The sequence below is a fragment of the Sphingobium sp. TomMM15 genome, from assembly GCF_055397045.1.
Genome location: NZ_AP027314.1, coordinates 2,292,500 through 2,308,270 on the forward strand (window position 1 = coordinate 2,292,500; position 15,771 = coordinate 2,308,270).

Here is a 15,771-nt window from a genome sequence, read left to right on the forward strand (position 1 = left end):
CAGGGACGGGCTAGCCCCGCCGCCAGAGCGCGAGCTCTTCCGGCCGATCGATATCGAGTTCCAGTCCGGGTCGTTGCACGCTGCGAAAAAGCAGGCCGAGCCTGTCCGCTTCGGCCTCATGCGCGGCAAAACTGCCCTCTCCATAATGGAAGCGGAACTCGGCCGCGCCGGGGAGGGGTAGTAAGAGCGCGTTGGTGCCCGTGCCCGCATGATCGGGCGCGACCGCGATGCTATCCCTCGGCAGGTTCAGCAGTGCCGTCACATCATCAGGCCCGATCAAAGGAAGGTCCGCCGACAATATCAACAGCCGGTCGACCCCTTCCCCGATCGCCGCGTCTCGCGCACTCATCAGGGCTGCGTTCAAGCCGCGTCCCGGGTCAGCAAGTAGCGGAATATCCTCTGCCAGATCATGCCGCGACGGCCCCAGCAATAAAACCTGCTCCCGCCCTGCAACGGTTTGAGCGGCGGAAACGGTCTGGCGCAGCATCGTCGCCACCAGCCTTCGCCTCTCATCCTCGCCAAGCACAGGGGATAGCCGCGTCTTGCACAATTGCGGCGCCTTGACTGGGATGACGATCCAGCAGCGCACGGTTCAGCTGGCGATCCGGTCCGCCAGCGCCAGGGCGGCGCGCGCAACTCTTTCCCGGTCCTCCAGCGTCTTCATCAGCGTGTCGCAAACGTCGTGTGGGATCGAAATGTCAGAGGCGTCGTCGCGTTCGTCGATCAGAAGCCCGTCGATCACATCGGCATAATGGGCCGCGATGCTTTTATTGGTCACGGTCAGGCCCAACTCCTGCATCAACTTGGCGGTGGGTCCCTTGACCGCCTGGCCCCCGACGATCGGCGACACCGCAACAACCGGCGCGCGAGCGGAGACCAATGCTTCCCGGATGCCAGGCACCGCAAGGATCGGATCGACGCTCAGCCAGGGGTTGGAAGGCGCTATCACAATGGCCCGTGTGTCAGGGGCGGTGATCGCTTCGATCACGCCTGCCGCCGGTATAGCGCGCTCTGCGCCTTCGAAACGAATGGCCCGCACCTCTGGCGCGCAGCGGCGTTCGACGAAATAGCGCTGGAAGGGCATGTCGCCTTCGCTGGTGTTGAGATGCGTCGCAACCGGGTCATCGCTCATCGGCAGGATGGTAAGGTCCAGCCCCCATGCAGCAGCGAAGCGGGCCGTAATCGCGCTCAGCGTCTCTCCCCGCTCCAGCAGATGAGATCGCAGCACATGCAGCGCCAGGTCGCCATCGCCCAGCAGAAACCAATCTTCGCCGCCCAAGGATTTGAGGGCGTCCATGAAGCTCCAGCTCTCGCCTTCCCGGCCCCACCCCTGTGCTGCATTGGCCTTACCGGACAGGGTGTAGAGAAGGGTGTCGATGTCAGGAGAGATGGTGAGCCCGAAGTGCCGGAAATCGTCGCCCGTATTCACGATGGCGGTAATCTGTTCTGGCGGGCAAATGCGCATGAGGCCCAGCACCAGCTTGGCGCCGCCCACGCCACCAGTCAGCGCCACGATACGGCTCATCGAAACAGATCCTCCTCCAGCGGCCGGACAAGCGCCGTTGCAGGCGCATCACCCATGGGTAACCGCAATCCACGCATCAGCACGGCTGGAATGCCTTCAGCCCCTTCGCCTGTGACCAATGCGGCGGCGGTCGCAATCTGGTCAGCCAAGGCGATCTGCGTCACTTCCAGGCGGCGGCCATCCCTGTCCCTGTCTCCCCTTCGGTCGATCAGCGCAGGCAAACGTGCCGCGCCTATGGCAACGCCGACCACCCCGTAGCGCCATGGCCGCCCGAAGCTGTCGGATATCACCACCGCAGGCGCGATCCCGCCGTCGGTAAGGGCATGGCTGATCGCGGCAGCTGAGCGATCAGGATCGAGGGGCAACAGCAACGCCCGTTCCGGGCCGCCCGGGCCGATATTCGACCGGTCTATGCCGCTATTGGCCATGACATGGCCCAGCCTGTGACGAGTGATCAATATGTGGGGCACGGCACGGACGACGGCGACGCTTTCCCGCAGCACAAGCTCGACAAGGCGCGGGTCCTTTTTGGTGATTGTCGCCAGTTCCAGAGCCTCCGGCGTCGGCTCGACCTGGGCAAGATCGACCATGCGACCTTCCGCCTTGGACAATATCTTCTGCGTGATGACCAGCACGTCGCCGTCCAGCAACGGCCAGAGCCCTGCCACTTTCAAAGCGTCTCTCAACAGCGCGGCCAAATCGTCACCGGCACAAATTTCAGCCATGCCGGTCAGCGGGTGAATCGAGATCATAAGGCGCTGTAGCGCGCGACTGGTCCGGTGGGTAGCCGCCCTGTCGCCATAATCAGGGCGGCGTTACGGCTCCTTAACATGGATGGGGTAGGGGCTTTGGCAATGACTGCCCTGCTGATCACCGTGGACACAGAATTATCGTCACTGCTTCACGAGCGGGGAATAAGCCTGGAGGATAATATCCGCCTGTCCATCTGGGCGGAGTCTCGGGGCCAAGCCTATGGCATCGGCTGGCAGATGGCGGAGCTGGAAAGGCATGGCCTCAAAGGCGTGTTCTTCGTCGATCCGATGCCCGCGCTGGTTTATGGAACCGAGTTTTTGAAGCCCATCGTCACCTCAATCGTGGACCGGGGGCACGAGGTGCAACTGCACGTTCACAGCGAATGGCTCCGCTGGGCGCGCCACTCCCCTGTCCAAGGGAGGCTGGGCCGCAATATCGGTGACTTCTCAATGAATGATCAGATTACTTTGCTGCGCTTGGGCAGGCAATGGCTGGAGGAAGCCGGAGCGCCTGTGCCCATGGCCTTTCGAGCAGGCAATTTCGGTGCCAATGACGATACGCTGCGCGCCCTCGCTCATGTCGGCGTGACGTGGGACAGCAGCGTAAACCCCGCCTATCATCGCTATGGTTGCCGCATCAGCGGCGCGCGCGATCAGGTCGCTCCCACGAGCAGCTTCGATGTCTGTGAGCTTCCCGTTTCGGGCATCACCGACCGGCCCGGCAGCTTTCGCCCTGCGCAAATCTGCGCGATGTCGACGAAAGAGATGCGCACCGGGCTGCATCACGCGGTGCGCGAGCGGCACGCCGCGTTCGTCGTCGTCACGCACAGCTTCGAAATGCTGACCCGCGACCGCCAACGTCCCAATCATGCAGTGATGCGTCGGTTCACCGCTCTCTGCCGGGAGGCCGCGAAGCTGACGGGCCTTAGTGTCTGCGGCTTACATGACCTGCCGCCCAGCCTGGAGACAAAGGCGAACTCCTCGCACAGCCGCGTCCCGCCCAACCGTCTTCGCACCACCAGCCGGATGGTTCAGCAGCTATGGGCCAGCTGGCGCTACGAACGCCGCTTCATACCGTCCTGAACAGCGGCGGCGGAGGGATTTTACGGAAAGGTGGCGGAGACGGAGTCCGCTAAACTGCTGTCCGATAGAGTTCCGATTCCTCCAAAATATCGGCTAAAATAGCGGCATTTAGCAAAGGCGTAGGTAACGAGTGTCCGCATGTGTCCCATTGCGTTCCCCTAAAACCGCGCTATTAATGGGGAGCGTTTAGGGGAACGCCTGCCACTTCCGCCAATCCGGCAAGGCTCTAGCAGGTTCGGTTCCCTGATATGGAGCCACAATGCCTAAGAAGCTCAGCAATGCGCTTACTCCGTTGGCGGTGAAGAACGCCAAGCCGGGGAGCCATGTCGACGGCGGCGGATTGCGGTTGCTGGTGAAGGACAGCGGAGCGAAGTCGTGGGTCTATCGCTTCATGCTCAATGGCAAGACGCGAGACATTGGCCTTGGCCCTGCGGCTGGCGCGGATGCCATCGCGTTGTCGACTGCTCGCGATTTGGCATCGGCATTGCGGCTCAAGGTGAAGGCTGGGACCGACCCCCTTGAGGAGCGCCAGCGGGAAGCCGCTGAGGCTCTTGCGGCGGCTCAGGCGGCACAAGTGGCCGGAATGAGCTTCAAGGCTGTGGCGGAAACCTATATCGCCACGAACGAGGGAAGCTGGCGGAACGACAAGCACCGGCAGCAATGGAAGAATACGCTGGCCAGCTATGTCTATCCGGTGATCGGGGATTTGCCCATTGCCGAGGTTGGCACCGCTCATGTCCTGAAAATCCTGGAGCCGATCTGGAAGGACAAAGCCGAGACTGCCAGCCGGGTGCGCGGACGCATGGAAACTATCCTCGATGCCGCGAAGGCGCGGGGATACCGCGAAGGTGAAAATCCTGCCCGTTGGCGCGGTCATATCGCGCAAATCCTGCCCGCCCGGTCCCGGCTCACGCGCGGCCATCACAAGGCCATGCCTTACGAGGCGATCCCTCCTTTCGTGGGCGCATTGCACAACCGGGAAGCCGTCGCGGCCTTGGCTCTGGAATTTACGATCCTGACCGCCGCCCGCACCGGGGAAGTGATTGGCGCGCAATGGGATGAGGTCGATCTGGGCAAGGCGATCTGGACCATCCCGGCCAGCCGCATGAAGGCGGGCAAGGAACACCGCGTGCCCCTCTCGCCCCGTGCGGTGGAGATTTTGGAGGTCACGCAAGCACTCGGCAAGGAATGGCTGTTCCCGGCGATCAAGGGCGGGGCAATGTCGGGCATGGCCATGACCATGCTGCTGCGCCGGATGAAAGTTGACGTGACCGTGCACGGTTTCCGTTCAGGCTTCCGGGATTGGTCCGCCGAATGCACGGGCTATGCCCATGAGGTTGCTGAAATGGCCTTGGCGCATACCATCGAAAACAAGGTGGAGCGGGCCTATCGGCGCGGCGACCTGTTCGACAAGCGGCGGCGGCTCATGACTGATTGGGCGACCTATTGCGCCAGCGGCGGCGCGGCTGGTGGCAATGTCACTCCTATCCGCAAGGCCGAAGCCGGATAAAATTCACCGGGCATTCTGTCCAATGAAAGCGGGCCAGCATCGGGGACCATCCCTTTGCCGGCCCTAACCACACCGATCCCAAGGAGATCATCATGGCTGCTGTTAAACTAAAGGCGGAATCTGCCCACGCCAATCCCGCTGGTTCCATCAACACCGACGAGCTTGAAAGCGCGATCTGCGACATGGAGGTCGCGCTGGCCCTCACGGCGGCGATTGATAATTTTCTTGACCAAATTCGTGCCTGGACGCGGAATAATGATCTGCCCAGCGAGGCACAGAATGCGCAAGTTCTGCTGAGTGAACTGACCGACCGCCTACACAAAGCTGACAAGAGCTTGTTCAACGCGCTGCACCAGATGAGGGGGCAGGCTGCATAATGGGCGTCCATGCGAAATTCCGCCCTACCTTGCCCAGCCGCGAGACAATTGAGGATGAGATTGAGCGCCTGATTGCGTTGCTTGATGCCCTCGACGGCGACCCCGATCTGGAGGAGTGCAGCGACCGGGAGGAGGACGATTGCGATGACCCCGCGTGGCTTGAAAGGACCAATCAAACCGGAGCGCCTTGCCCGGCAGATATGCGGTGGGGCTATAGAGATCGCGAGGATGATGAAATGGACGAGGCATACTACGGGCTTTGTCGGCACTCCGGCGTCGATCAGTGCGCGCCGGTCAGTGAAACAAATCCGGTGCTGATCTAGGCACAGGGCGGCGGGGTAAATGCTGGGATTGCCCCTGCTACCTACTGACAAAACTGACAAAACCGGCATAACCTACTGCGGGGATAGGACGGCCATCCGACAAGCGCGCTTCCCACGCGCTTCCCCGCTTCATCTTTGGGATCCGCTTGGGAGGCGGCATGGATGATAAGTCACCTTTTCGGAGGCCGACCGAGGCCGAGCTTGCGGAGGCGACGCGGCTAACCCGGCGGGATCGCTATATGCGCCAGCGGCCATCCGGGCGACGTGTCGCCGCTTTGGACAAGCTGCACTCCCAGCTAGTCGATGATGCCGAGCTATACGAAAGCGACGATTTGCAAGATCAACGCGACGCCGTTGCCCATGCATTACTTGCCATTGCTGATTATTTGACCGCCCAAGGCTTCGCTAATGCAACGCTTGCCCCCCTAATGCGCCCCGTCGCGGCATTAGCAGAGCGGGAAAACAATTCGTTAGACCTGATGTTTGCGCAACGGGCGCGGGGCGGGCGGCCCAAAGCCACACTTGCAGACCATGAACGGACCGGCATCCTAGCAGCCATGGCAGAGGGCTGGCTACGCGTCCATGAAGGCGACGATAGACCACAACCCGATAAGCTGGCCGACGCTGCCCGACAAATGAAAGGCCGATGGTTCGGAACCGTTACACGCGCGCAATTGGAGACTGCGCGCGAAGTGGTTAGCCAAGAAGCAAAGGATCATCCGGCGGTAAGCCACGCGCGGTTAGCGTATGGCTGGTTTGTTAGCGCGGCAGAAAAGTTCGGCGCTGGTAATGCTTTCCCGATCATGGTGCGGATGTTCAACGACCAAAAGTTGCCATTCGGCGGGGGCGAAGGAGGAATCTCGAAAACCCCCGGTGTTTCTCCGACCAAGGAAAGCTGACCCCTGTCCCACATCGTTCGGCGCAATCCAGCGCCAGCCTTGTGGGAACATTTGTCATGCAGTCCATCAAGCACGATCCCCCGAAGATCGCTTACAGCATTCGGGAAGCCTGCCGAGCGTCCAGCTTGGGCAGGACCACAATCTATAATCACATTTCGGCTGGCCGCCTGCGCGCTGTTCGCGTCGGCGGCAGGACGATCATTCCAGCCGAGGCGCTGCATGCGCTGATCGCGGGGGAGGTGTAAGCCATGCCCCGCAAAGAAAACCCGACCGCAAAGGGCCGGGCTTCCCGCGTTTCGTTTGGCGACTGGACGCAGGATGCTCTTACCCTTTCCGCCTATCGCGCTCAACATCTGATCGGCACTTTCGGCCTCCGTCCTGAAACTGCGGCCATGCTGGCTGCAATCGCATTCGGGGGGCACGCACATGGCTGATCGCTACCCCGATATTCCCGGCGCTAAAGGGTCGGACGGCACCAGCCAGGACGCAGCCGATGAGATCGCGCAGCGCGTGCCCTACCTTCGCCGCGTGGCGATGCGCTCGCTGGCCAAGCTGGGGGAGGCAACCGTGCTGGAGGCTGTCGCCTTTGCCGAGGTGGCACGCGAAAGCCTGCAACCCCGTTTCAGCGAGCTTCGCGCCATGGGCCTTGTCGAGCCGACCGGCGCGCGTCGCCGCAATCCTTCCGGCAAGGCCGCTGCGGTGCTGCGCCTGACCGAAAAGGGAAGGGCGGCGCTATGATCGACATTCATGCAGTCCGCCGGGACAACCCCCTGCAAGCCATCGCGGGCGCACAAGTCCAGCTGCACCGGAGCGGCAATGAGTGGAAGGGGTGCTGCCCCTTTCATGCCGATCGTTCGCCCAGCTTCACCATCTTTGCCGATGGCGAGCGGTTCCATTGCTTCGGCTGCGGCGCATCCGGGGACGTGCTGGATTATGTGATGCACCTTTATGGGCTGGGCATGGTCGACGCCGCCCAGCGCCTTGGCGCTGGCGATCTGCCTAAGGCCGATCTGCCCAAGCTGCCGCCAGCCGATAGGGCAAACCGGAATGCGGAGGCGTTGGCGATATGGGAAAGGGCTATTCCCGCCGCTGGGACGCTCGCTGAGTCCTATCTGGATTGCCGGGGCATCCTTCCGCCGTTCCCGTCCGATATTCGTTTCTCACGGCTTCCCTATGGCAAATCGAATCCCTTGCCGTGCCTGGTGGCTGCGGTGCGCGATGTTCCAGGCGAAGTCATCGGCATTCAGCGCATTTATCTGCGCGGGGACGGCAAGGGGAAAGCCGATCTGCCCAAGTCCAAGCTGTCCCTGGGCACGGTGGCGGGTGGCGCTATCCGCCTGGGCGAGTTGGACCCTTCCGGCATGGTGACTGTCTGCGAAGGCCCAGAGGACGGCCTTTCGCTGCTTTCCATGATCGGCGGCCCGGTATGGGTGGCGGCTGGCGCAAGCATGTTACCGGCCATGCGCTTCCCGCCCTGCGTTCGATCCGTTGTCATCGGCGCGGATAACGATGCGGCAGGGGAACAGGCTGCGCGCAAGGCTGCCCAAGCCTTCGCAATGCGCGGGCTTTCCGTCCGCATCATCTATCCGGCGGCAGGCTTCAAAGACTTCAACGATGAACTAAGGGGGGAGCGATAATGGCGACCAACCCGACGCTGCAAGAGCGGCTGGCGCAAGCGCAGCCACTGGACATTTGGCCGGACCCGATCCCGCTTCGTGATGAACTGCCATCCGTCCTGCCCATGAATCCAGCCCTGCTGCCCAGCCAGTTGCGCGGCTGGGTGCAGGACATTGCCGAGCGGATGAACTGCCCGCCCGATCTTGTGGCGATCCCCGCCATGGTTTCGGCTGGCGCGCTGATCGGCAGGCGAATCGGCATTCGCCCGCAAAGGCGCACTGATTGGCTGGAGGTGGGCAATCTGTGGGGCTGTGTCGTCGCGCGCCCCGGCAGTATGAAAAGCCCAGCGGCAAGCGAGGCACTGTCTCCGATAAGGCGGCTGGAGGTTAAGGCGGCGGCGGATAATGAGGCGGCACTGGCCGAGTTTAAGGCCGCCGAATCGCTCTACAAGCTGGAGCGGGAAGGTGCCGAAAAGAACGCGCGGCAATCGCTCAAGCAGGATGGACGCGGCGCTGCCATGGCGGTGCTACAGGCCGTGACGGAGCCACAATCCCCCGCGATGCGGCGGCATCTCACCAGCGATGCAACGGCGGAGAAGCTGGGCGAGATATGCGCGGCTAATCCGAACGGCATCATGGTTCACCGTGACGAACTGCTGTCTCTGTTTGCCGACCTGGACAACCCGGAAAAAACATCGGCGCGCGGCTTCTTCCTGACAGGATGGGGCGGGCTGGAGGGCTACACCTTCGACCGCATCATGCGCGGCACTGTCCGCATTCCAGCGGTCAATCTGTCGGTATTCGGAACGACGCAGCCCAGCCGGATCGCGGGATATGTGCGCGATAGCCTCAACCGCTTCGATGATGGCATGGTGCAGCGCCTCCAGTTGCTTGCATGGCCCGACTTTTCGGGCGACTTCCGCGAAGCTGATCGCTTCCCTGATAGTGACGCGCGGCGGCTGGCGCATGAATGCTATGGCGATCTTGCCAGCCTCGATGTGCGCGAGCTTGGCGCGCAAAGGGATGAGTTCGACGGCCCGCATGGTGTTCCCTATCTCCGGTTTGCCGATGATGCCCAGGAGATGTTTGGCGCGTGGCGGGAGGAACTGGAGCGCGCCTTGCGGGGCGATGACATGGCCCCGGCGATGATCGCCCATCTGTCGAAATATCGCGGGCTAGTCCCACGGCTGGCGCTGGTCTGCCATCTCGCCAACAATGGCTTTGGCCCCGTATCGGCGGCGGCGACCCGGCAGGCTATGGGCTGGGCGGAATATCTCGAATCCCATGCACGGCGTGCTTATGCGTCGCTGTCGGTCGATAATGCCGAGGCGGCGCGCTCGATCTGGCGGCGGGTGAAAAGGGGCGATCTGACAGGCCCGTTCACTGCGCGGGATATTCAGCGCAAAGGCTGGTCGGGCCTTAACGACAAGCAACGGATAGCTGCCGGGCTGGAGGCGCTGCTTGATGCGGACTGGATCGGCGCGCGGGACGCCAGCGTGGGCGAGCGAGGCGGGCGACCGTCGACCATCTATGTTGCGAATCCCAAGGCAATGCTGGGCTGAATGCCCCCGCGACGAACTGACAAAACTGACAGAAGGAGGTTTCGTCGGTTTTGTCGGTGACCCCCAAGCGCATTTTCACGAAATGAGGTGATCCATGACGAAGCAGAAGGCCAAGGCGAAGGAACAGGCCATAACGATTGCCGTTCCCGAATCAGGCACGCCGGAGGAAGCCAAGGCGACGCTGGCTAAAGGCATTCCGGGCTGGGATGAACTGACCAAGGAGCAGCAAAGCGAACTGGCAGAGATCGCCGTGGCTCAGCGCAAGGAGCGCCAGCCGGTTAAGGTGACGCTCACGCGCAATTCCGGCGGCGGCATATCCATTAACATGGCCGGGAAGTGTGAGGCGCTTGGCGCGCTCAAGCTGCAAAAGGCATTCTCAGCCGTGTCGATGGATCCCGTGAACGCGCGGGCCAGCGAGTTGCTGAACTATCTGGGTTCGGTGAATGCCGACAACGACGGGCGCTACAATGCCGCCCTTTCATTCATCGAAAGCATGGAGCCGCAAAGCCAGGCCGAGGCGCTGCTACTGGTGCAAATGTATGTGACCCATGACGCGGCCATTCGTGCGCTTACCCAGCTTGGCAAATCCGAATGGGTGCCCACGACACAGATGTTCGGGAACCTCGCCACAAAGCTGCTGCGCACCTCTCAGGGGCAGATGGAAACGCTGGCTCGCATGCGCCGGGGCGGTGAACAGGTTGTGCGGCATGTCCACGTCGACAATCGCGGCGGCCAAGCGGTCATTGCCGAGAACATCAACACCGGGGGGCAAGGAAACAGGAAAAATGACGATCAATCCCATACAACCGGAGCGGCTGGCATCGGCCCCGCGCTGCTTGGCGCGGACCCGTTCGGGAACGGAGTGCCAGTCCCCAGCCGTGAAGGGGCGGAAACGATGCCGCATGCACGGCGGGACGAATCCGGGCGCACCTAGGGGAAACAGGAATGCCCGGAAGCATGGCGGGCGATCAGCCGAGACAATCGCGGCGGTTCGCTACCTCAAGGGGATCGCGCGGCTGGTGCGGAAAGAATGAAAGGGTAGGGCGAATCGGATAGGCGATGCCGAAAGCCAACCCCTAGATGGTTGCCGATCTAGCCCTAATGTCCTCCATGAGCACGATTAGCTGAGAAGGCCAAACGGCCCCCTTGTCGGTCGCCTTGGCTAACATTTCGCCGATGTGCTTTGTTGAAGCCGGACTTCCAGCGAGGGCAGCATAGGCGTCCAACATAGCGCCGATTATTCCGTCGATCTTGGCATGATGGACTCTGACTTTCGGATAATAAAACGGGAAGGCGATCAACGACCATGCCGTGCCCAGTAGAGTCAGGGCGAGGATGGTCCCGCCAACCCAGTTCATTACCGTGGCACCGTCACCTATCCAAAAGCAGAAGGCAGCGATCGCGCCGCCGACCAAGACGCTGAGGACATTGTTAAGTAGCCAGCCGAGGAGGAGGGGCAGCTTCTTTTTCAGTATTGGCTGCATCTCGTCCGCAAAGGCGAACATTTCCGAGGCCATGAGCATGTCGACAAGAATGCGGTCAAGCACAGGCACGCGATACGGCAGGTCCAGGTAGGTTGCGGCGGCATCCTGCGTTTCATTGACCGTGATGTAGGGCGTTAGGCGCTTCTTGCCTGCCAGCCTGACGCGGCCTTGGTGATACCAGTAGGTTTTCTTGGCATCCGCTTGATCTTCGTCGAGCAGCTTCCAGCCGTCCTCATTGACGGCGCGCATGATCATCTCGACGACCGCAATGCCTCTGTCGAACCGCCAATACTGCTCGCCGGGTTGGGTCTTACGCACCTCAGTGGCCACAGCTTCGATCAGCCGCCGGTAACCCGCATCCTTCTTTAGCGGGTGCCGATTGATCGCATTGCGAAGCTCCGTTGCCTCGTCCTGATCCCAAGTCGCCGCGTCGTCGTCATCGATCATCACATACCCCCTGGAGCGATCTCAAATCCATTCGGTTAAGATGCGGCTGCCGTAGGGTATCGAGTGCATGGTAGGAGTTGAAGCCGTCAATAACGATGGCGCTCCATGCTGCCCTGCTGACGAAAAATTTGTCCTCCCGCGTGCAAGAGAGTCCAAACTAAGCGGACGCGCCATTGGGGAGCGGTTTGGGGAACGGAGCCTTGATCTGGGAAATTATCCAACAAAATCAAGGAAAGGTGGCGGAGACGGAGGGATTCGAACCCTCGGTGCCGAATTCTCAGCACGACGGTTTAGCAAACCGTTGGTTTCAGCCACTCACCCACGTCTCCAAACATGGCCTGAACACCCGCTTGGGGCGGGACAGCGGCTAGGCGAGAAGCGCTATAACGGTGGCTTTCGCGCAAGGCAACGGGTGTATGCCATGAAATTCTTACAAACTTGTCCGCAGGATTCGTTCCAGCCCAGAATCGACTCGGGTCGCCGTTCGTTCATTGTCGTTTCAGCTTGCTTTCCGATAATCTGATAGTTGGTCGAAGAGCGGAAAATTCGGGGAGTAGCGGGCATGATCGGGATTTTAAGGCGTGCGGCGGCTCGCAATGTGCGGCGGGGTGCGATGGCATTTGCCGCCGCGGGCATGGCGTTCAGTCCAATTGTTGCGACTGCGCAGGTGCGCACGGTCGATCCCAATACCGCGATCGACGCGGACCTCGCGCCCGTTCCGCCCGCGAACAGCACCCCCACCGACCCCGGCGTCGACCACAGCGTTCCGCCCCCCAGCAATACGGCGCCGGATTATGCCCCGCCTGCGGCGAACAGCACCGCCACCGGCGCGCCGGTAACGTCCAACTCGCCCCCCGCCGCCTTGAGCCCGAGCGAATCCTATCAGGAAGATGACCTGATCGGGGCGGCCGAGGGCGTCTTTGGCAAGGGGGCCGAGGGGCTTGCCGGCATGATCGAGAAGATCCTGAAGGATCAGGGACGTCCCAACGCCTATATTGCCGGTCGGGAAGCATCCGGCGCCTTTGTCGTTGGCTTGCGCTATGGATCCGGCACGCTCAACCATAAGGTGGAAGGCAAGCGGGAGGTGTATTGGACCGGGCCATCCATCGGCTTCGATGTGGGCGGCAATGCGTCCAACACCTTCGTCCTGGTCTATAATCTCTACGACACGCAGGACCTTTATCACCGCTTCCCCGCTGCCGAAGGCACGGCCTATCTCGTCGGTGGCTTCACAGCCAGCTACCTGCGTTGGGGCAGCGTCGTGCTGATCCCGATCCGCCTGGGCGTGGGTTATCGGCTGGGCATCAATGCTGGCTACATGAAGTTCACGGAAAAGCGGAACTGGCTGCCCTTCTGATCTGGTTTAAAGGACAAAGCTGAGCTGCTGGCCTCCCTCGACCGGCTCTTCGGCGTCGAGATTATGCACCCCAAGACCCAGCAGCCGAGCCCCCATGGGTAGCGGCAGCTGGGCGAGTAGCAGGGCACGCGCCGTTTCCGCCAGCAAGTCGGGCGACCGTACTGGGGCGCCCATGCTTTTCGACCGGGTGATGATTCGGAAATCGGCAAATTTGATTTTCAGGACGATGGTGCGGCCATAGGCGCCGCTATTCTCGATCCTTCCCCAGAGGCTTTGCGAGATACGGTCTATTTCTGTGACCAGCGCGTCCTGCGTTATCAGGTCGTCGAAAAATGTGTCCTCAACGCTGACGGACTTCCTTTCCTGCCGCTCGTGGACCGGCCGATCGTCTTCACCGCGCGCGGCACGATAATAGAAGGGAGCGGCGCTGCCGAAATGCTGCTGAAGGAAAGGCAGGTCGCGGGCGCGAAGGTCGGCGCCGGTTTCAATCCCCAACGCCTGCATCCGCCGTGCCGTCACCGGCCCCACGCCATGGATGCGTCGCACAGGCATCTCCGCCATGAAGCCTGCTCCTTCGCCGGGTCGCACGACGCAAATGCCGTCCGGCTTGTTCTGATCTGAAGCGAGTTTGGCTATCAGCTTGTTGTAGGATACGCCCGCCGAGGCGGTGAGGCCCGTTTCTTCGTGGATCATGCGCCGGATTTCCTGGGCGATGACCGTTGCGGAGGCCAGGCCCGGCTTGTTCACCGTGACATCGAGATAAGCCTCATCAAGCGACAGCGGCTGAATGATGTCGGTGAAGCGGGCGAAAATCTCCCGCACATGAGCCGAAACGGCGCGATAGACCTCGAACCGAGGCTTCACGAACAGAAGGTCCGGACAGAGCCGCCGCGCCCGCGCGCCGGGCATGGCCGATTTCACGCCAAATGTGCGAGCCTCATAGCTGGCGGTGGCAACGACCCCTCGCGGGCCGCCGCCGCCCACGGCGATCGGCTTGCCCCGCAAGGTTGGGTCGTCGCGCTGTTCGACCGACGCATAAAAGGCATCCATGTCGATATGGATGATCTTGCGCGGCCCGGAATCCATGGCAGGGGTTTATGCCACAGCAAGAACGAAAGCAAAACGCGGAAGGCGTCGTCAGGTCAGGACTTCTTGTCCTTCAAAGACTGGAGGACAGCGAAAGGACTGGCCTGTTCTTCCGAAAGGACGCCCGCTTCCCGCAAATAGGAGTCTGCGTCGGCAGAACGGGGATAGGGCGCCATGGCCAAGGCCATAGTTTCGGCGACCGCTTCCCCCATGTCGATTGTCTGCCCATCAAAGCCGATGATGTCGCAATCCTCCGAATCGATCTCCATCTCTTCGTCATCGCCTTCATCGCCGCGCTCCGCGACGAAGCGCAGCAGGAATTCGGTGTCGATCTTCTCGGGCACGGCCACGCCGGTAGCGACGCAGGGCTGGGCCAGTTCCGCCCGCACGCGCCCGCGTGCTTCGATGCCGCTATCATTTTCGCTCAGCGTATAATCGGCTTCAAGGCGGCTGAGCGAAAGCAGATGGAAACGCTTCGCCAGTGCTTCCCGCTCGTTGGCGTCGGCGGTGATCGTCACTCCTTGCGCATGCCGCACGATCTGATCAGCGCGCACCGGGCGAGAGAATTCGGGTGCAGGGTTGCTCATCCAATATCTCCGGTCAGCAATGCGTCCAGCGGCAACGCGGAAAGCCGAACCCAGCGCGATCGCAAGCGAGATTCGACATGATTGATCGCACCATCACCCGGCGTCGCGCGACGATACAGGTTGCGCTCCAGCGCTTCCCGCAGCTCCGCCTCGCCCAGTAGTGCAGCTTTATAGGCTGACAGTCTGCCGCCCAGCGCGCTCACCATCCGGCCGATATGCTTGCCCACCACGACGTCGCCCACGCCTTCCTGACGCAGCTGGCCGTCCATGTCATCGACGAATAATTCCGTCAGCCAAACGCTCTCCTGCGCGGCGCCGATCGCTTCCATCCGCATCAGCACCTGCGCGAGGATGGCGACGATCATGTCGAACCGGCCGTCCATGGTGTCGGGGACCTGGCCTTCCATATACCAGTGCGGCTGACGCCCCTCGTGGACGATGGCCTGATAGAGCAGCTGCATCGCTTCCTTGGGATCGGTTCGCGCGAACAGGCGCTGGAATAGGTTTGGCATGTCGAAGCAGTTTCCTGGCTGAGCTGAGCGGAGGCCCCCTTGCCGGGGGTCGCGCATTTCCATATTGATCGGCGGGCCGCGCGATGCAATGGCGGCTTTGGTTTTCGCGTTTTCCCGGGGCCTGTCCCGGCAGGAGAAGTTCATGCGTCAGTTCAGCCGACATCTGTTGCTCGCCGTCGGCCTTGGCGCGCTGGTCTTCGGCACATCCGCCTGCACCCGCATCCGGACGCATCAGGGCTATCAGGTGGACAAGCTGTTGGTCGATTCGATCCAGCCGGGCATCGACAACCGTGCCTCCGTTGAAGGAACGCTGGGCCGACCCAGCTTCACCGCGCAATTCGGTGATCAGGACTGGTATTATGTGTCGCGCGACATGCGGGCGCTTGCCTTCTCCAATCCCAAGCCCGTGGCCCAGACCGTGTTGCATGTCCGTTTCGACCCGGCGGGCAATGTGACTGCCGTGGATCGCATGGGGCTTGAGCAGGTCGCCAAGATATCGCCTGCGGGCGACAAGACGCCGACCCTTGGCCGTCATCGCAGCCTGTTCGACGAGATTTTCGGGAACATCGGCACGGTGGGAGCCGATGGCATGGGCGGCGGCGGTGGCGGCAGCAATACCGGCGGTGGCGGTCCTAACGGTTCCTGAAGACA

General features: G+C 61.8%; 21 protein-coding genes and 1 tRNA gene. 14 read left to right on the forward strand and 8 right to left on the reverse strand.

Annotated elements, in window-relative coordinates; genetic code table 11:
• Window positions 1–10: 10 nt before the first annotated feature.
• The 3 genes from cofC to cofE are packed head-to-tail and all read right to left on the reverse strand — an operon-like array spanning window position 11 to window position 2,277.
• Window positions 11–550: a 2-phospho-L-lactate guanylyltransferase gene (gene cofC, locus ACZ51H_RS11405; RefSeq protein WP_464801891.1), complete on the reverse strand. Its 540-nt coding sequence runs from the start codon at window positions 548–550 to the stop codon at window positions 11–13.
• Window positions 551–592: 42 nt separating this feature from the next.
• Window positions 593–1,525, reverse strand: coding sequence for a 2-phospho-L-lactate transferase (gene cofD, locus ACZ51H_RS11410; RefSeq protein WP_464801892.1), 933 nt, complete (start codon window positions 1,523–1,525; stop codon window positions 593–595).
• Window positions 1,522–2,277, reverse strand: a complete 756-nt coding sequence (gene cofE, locus ACZ51H_RS11415) for a coenzyme F420-0:L-glutamate ligase (protein WP_464801893.1) — start codon at window positions 2,275–2,277, stop codon at window positions 1,522–1,524. The genes cofD and cofE overlap by 4 nt, the downstream gene beginning before the upstream one ends.
• Before the next feature lie 102 nt (window positions 2,278–2,379).
• Between cofE and ACZ51H_RS11420 the strand changes: the two genes are divergently transcribed.
• The 12 genes from ACZ51H_RS11420 (at window position 2,380) to ACZ51H_RS11475 (ending at window position 10,681) form a co-directional block, all read left to right on the forward strand.
• Window positions 2,380–3,360: a polysaccharide deacetylase family protein gene (locus tag ACZ51H_RS11420; RefSeq protein WP_464801894.1), complete on the forward strand. Its 981-nt coding sequence runs from the start codon at window positions 2,380–2,382 to the stop codon at window positions 3,358–3,360.
• Window positions 3,361–3,619: 259 nt separating this feature from the next.
• Entirely contained in the window at window positions 3,620–4,870 is a 1,251-nt protein-coding gene (locus ACZ51H_RS11425; protein ID WP_464801895.1) for a tyrosine-type recombinase/integrase, read from the forward strand.
• Between the two features lie 92 nt (window positions 4,871–4,962).
• On the forward strand, window positions 4,963–5,247 hold the full coding sequence (locus tag ACZ51H_RS11430) for a hypothetical protein (RefSeq protein ID WP_464801896.1): 285 nt from the start codon (window positions 4,963–4,965) through the stop codon (window positions 5,245–5,247).
• The gene (locus ACZ51H_RS11435; protein ID WP_464801897.1) at window positions 5,247–5,570 is read left to right on the forward strand and encodes a hypothetical protein; all 324 of its coding nucleotides are present in this window, start codon (window positions 5,247–5,249) and stop codon (window positions 5,568–5,570) included. Before ACZ51H_RS11430 ends, ACZ51H_RS11435 begins: the two co-directional genes overlap by 1 nt.
• A gap of 158 nt (window positions 5,571–5,728) precedes the next feature.
• Window positions 5,729–6,469: a hypothetical protein gene (locus tag ACZ51H_RS11440; protein ID WP_464801898.1), complete on the forward strand. Its 741-nt coding sequence runs from the start codon at window positions 5,729–5,731 to the stop codon at window positions 6,467–6,469.
• 56 nt (window positions 6,470–6,525) lie between these two features.
• On the forward strand, window positions 6,526–6,714 hold the full coding sequence (locus tag ACZ51H_RS11445; RefSeq protein ID WP_464801899.1) for a helix-turn-helix domain-containing protein: 189 nt from the start codon (window positions 6,526–6,528) through the stop codon (window positions 6,712–6,714).
• A gap of 3 nt (window positions 6,715–6,717) precedes the next feature.
• Entirely contained in the window at window positions 6,718–6,903 is a 186-nt protein-coding gene (locus tag ACZ51H_RS11450; protein WP_464801900.1) for a hypothetical protein, read from the forward strand.
• Window positions 6,896–7,207, forward strand: a complete 312-nt coding sequence (locus tag ACZ51H_RS11455; protein WP_464801901.1) for a hypothetical protein — start codon at window positions 6,896–6,898, stop codon at window positions 7,205–7,207. The genes ACZ51H_RS11450 and ACZ51H_RS11455 overlap by 8 nt, the downstream gene beginning before the upstream one ends.
• Entirely contained in the window at window positions 7,204–8,106 is a 903-nt protein-coding gene (locus ACZ51H_RS11460; RefSeq protein ID WP_464801902.1) for a DUF7146 domain-containing protein, read from the forward strand. The genes ACZ51H_RS11455 and ACZ51H_RS11460 overlap by 4 nt, the downstream gene beginning before the upstream one ends.
• Complete coding sequence (locus tag ACZ51H_RS11465; RefSeq protein ID WP_464801903.1) at window positions 8,106–9,647, forward strand: YfjI family protein; 1,542 nt, start codon at window positions 8,106–8,108, stop codon at window positions 9,645–9,647. Before ACZ51H_RS11460 ends, ACZ51H_RS11465 begins: the two co-directional genes overlap by 1 nt.
• 94 nt (window positions 9,648–9,741) lie before the next feature.
• Window positions 9,742–10,581 carry a hypothetical protein gene (locus tag ACZ51H_RS11470; protein ID WP_464801904.1) on the forward strand — a complete coding sequence of 280 codons (840 nt, stop codon included), beginning with the start codon at window positions 9,742–9,744 and terminating at the stop codon, window positions 10,579–10,581.
• On the forward strand, window positions 10,526–10,681 hold the full coding sequence (locus ACZ51H_RS11475) for a hypothetical protein (protein WP_464801905.1): 156 nt from the start codon (window positions 10,526–10,528) through the stop codon (window positions 10,679–10,681). Before ACZ51H_RS11470 ends, ACZ51H_RS11475 begins: the two co-directional genes overlap by 56 nt.
• 42 nt (window positions 10,682–10,723) lie before the next feature.
• On the opposite strand, the gene ACZ51H_RS11480 is transcribed toward ACZ51H_RS11475, so the two are convergent.
• Both ACZ51H_RS11480 and ACZ51H_RS11485 read right to left on the reverse strand, forming a co-directional pair.
• On the reverse strand, window positions 10,724–11,578 hold the full coding sequence (locus tag ACZ51H_RS11480) for a hypothetical protein (protein ID WP_464801906.1): 855 nt from the start codon (window positions 11,576–11,578) through the stop codon (window positions 10,724–10,726).
• A 237-nt stretch (window positions 11,579–11,815) separates the two neighbouring features.
• Window positions 11,816–11,907: transfer RNA gene (locus ACZ51H_RS11485), tRNA-Ser, on the reverse strand.
• Between the two features lie 233 nt (window positions 11,908–12,140).
• Between ACZ51H_RS11485 and ACZ51H_RS11490 the strand changes: the two genes are divergently transcribed.
• Complete coding sequence (locus tag ACZ51H_RS11490) at window positions 12,141–12,935, forward strand: DUF1134 domain-containing protein (protein WP_460987081.1); 795 nt, start codon at window positions 12,141–12,143, stop codon at window positions 12,933–12,935.
• Between the two features lie 6 nt (window positions 12,936–12,941).
• Here the strand turns inward: ACZ51H_RS11490 and dinB are convergent, their stop codons facing one another.
• Genes dinB through ACZ51H_RS11505 form a run of 3 tightly spaced genes read right to left on the reverse strand, consistent with a single transcriptional unit; the run spans window position 12,942 to window position 15,120 of the window.
• Window positions 12,942–14,021, reverse strand: coding sequence for a DNA polymerase IV (dinB, locus tag ACZ51H_RS11495; RefSeq protein ID WP_464771591.1), 1,080 nt, complete (start codon window positions 14,019–14,021; stop codon window positions 12,942–12,944).
• A 56-nt stretch (window positions 14,022–14,077) separates the two neighbouring features.
• On the reverse strand, window positions 14,078–14,608 hold the full coding sequence (locus ACZ51H_RS11500; protein WP_449470539.1) for a YceD family protein: 531 nt from the start codon (window positions 14,606–14,608) through the stop codon (window positions 14,078–14,080).
• Window positions 14,605–15,120 carry a ubiquinol-cytochrome C chaperone family protein gene (locus ACZ51H_RS11505; protein ID WP_464801907.1) on the reverse strand — a complete coding sequence of 172 codons (516 nt, stop codon included), beginning with the start codon at window positions 15,118–15,120 and terminating at the stop codon, window positions 14,605–14,607. The genes ACZ51H_RS11500 and ACZ51H_RS11505 overlap by 4 nt, the downstream gene beginning before the upstream one ends.
• 88 nt (window positions 15,121–15,208) lie before the next feature.
• Between ACZ51H_RS11505 and ACZ51H_RS11510 the strand changes: the two genes are divergently transcribed.
• On the forward strand, window positions 15,209–15,766 hold the full coding sequence (locus tag ACZ51H_RS11510) for an outer membrane protein assembly factor BamE (RefSeq protein WP_464801908.1): 558 nt from the start codon (window positions 15,209–15,211) through the stop codon (window positions 15,764–15,766).
• Window positions 15,767–15,771: the final 5 nt, after the last annotated feature.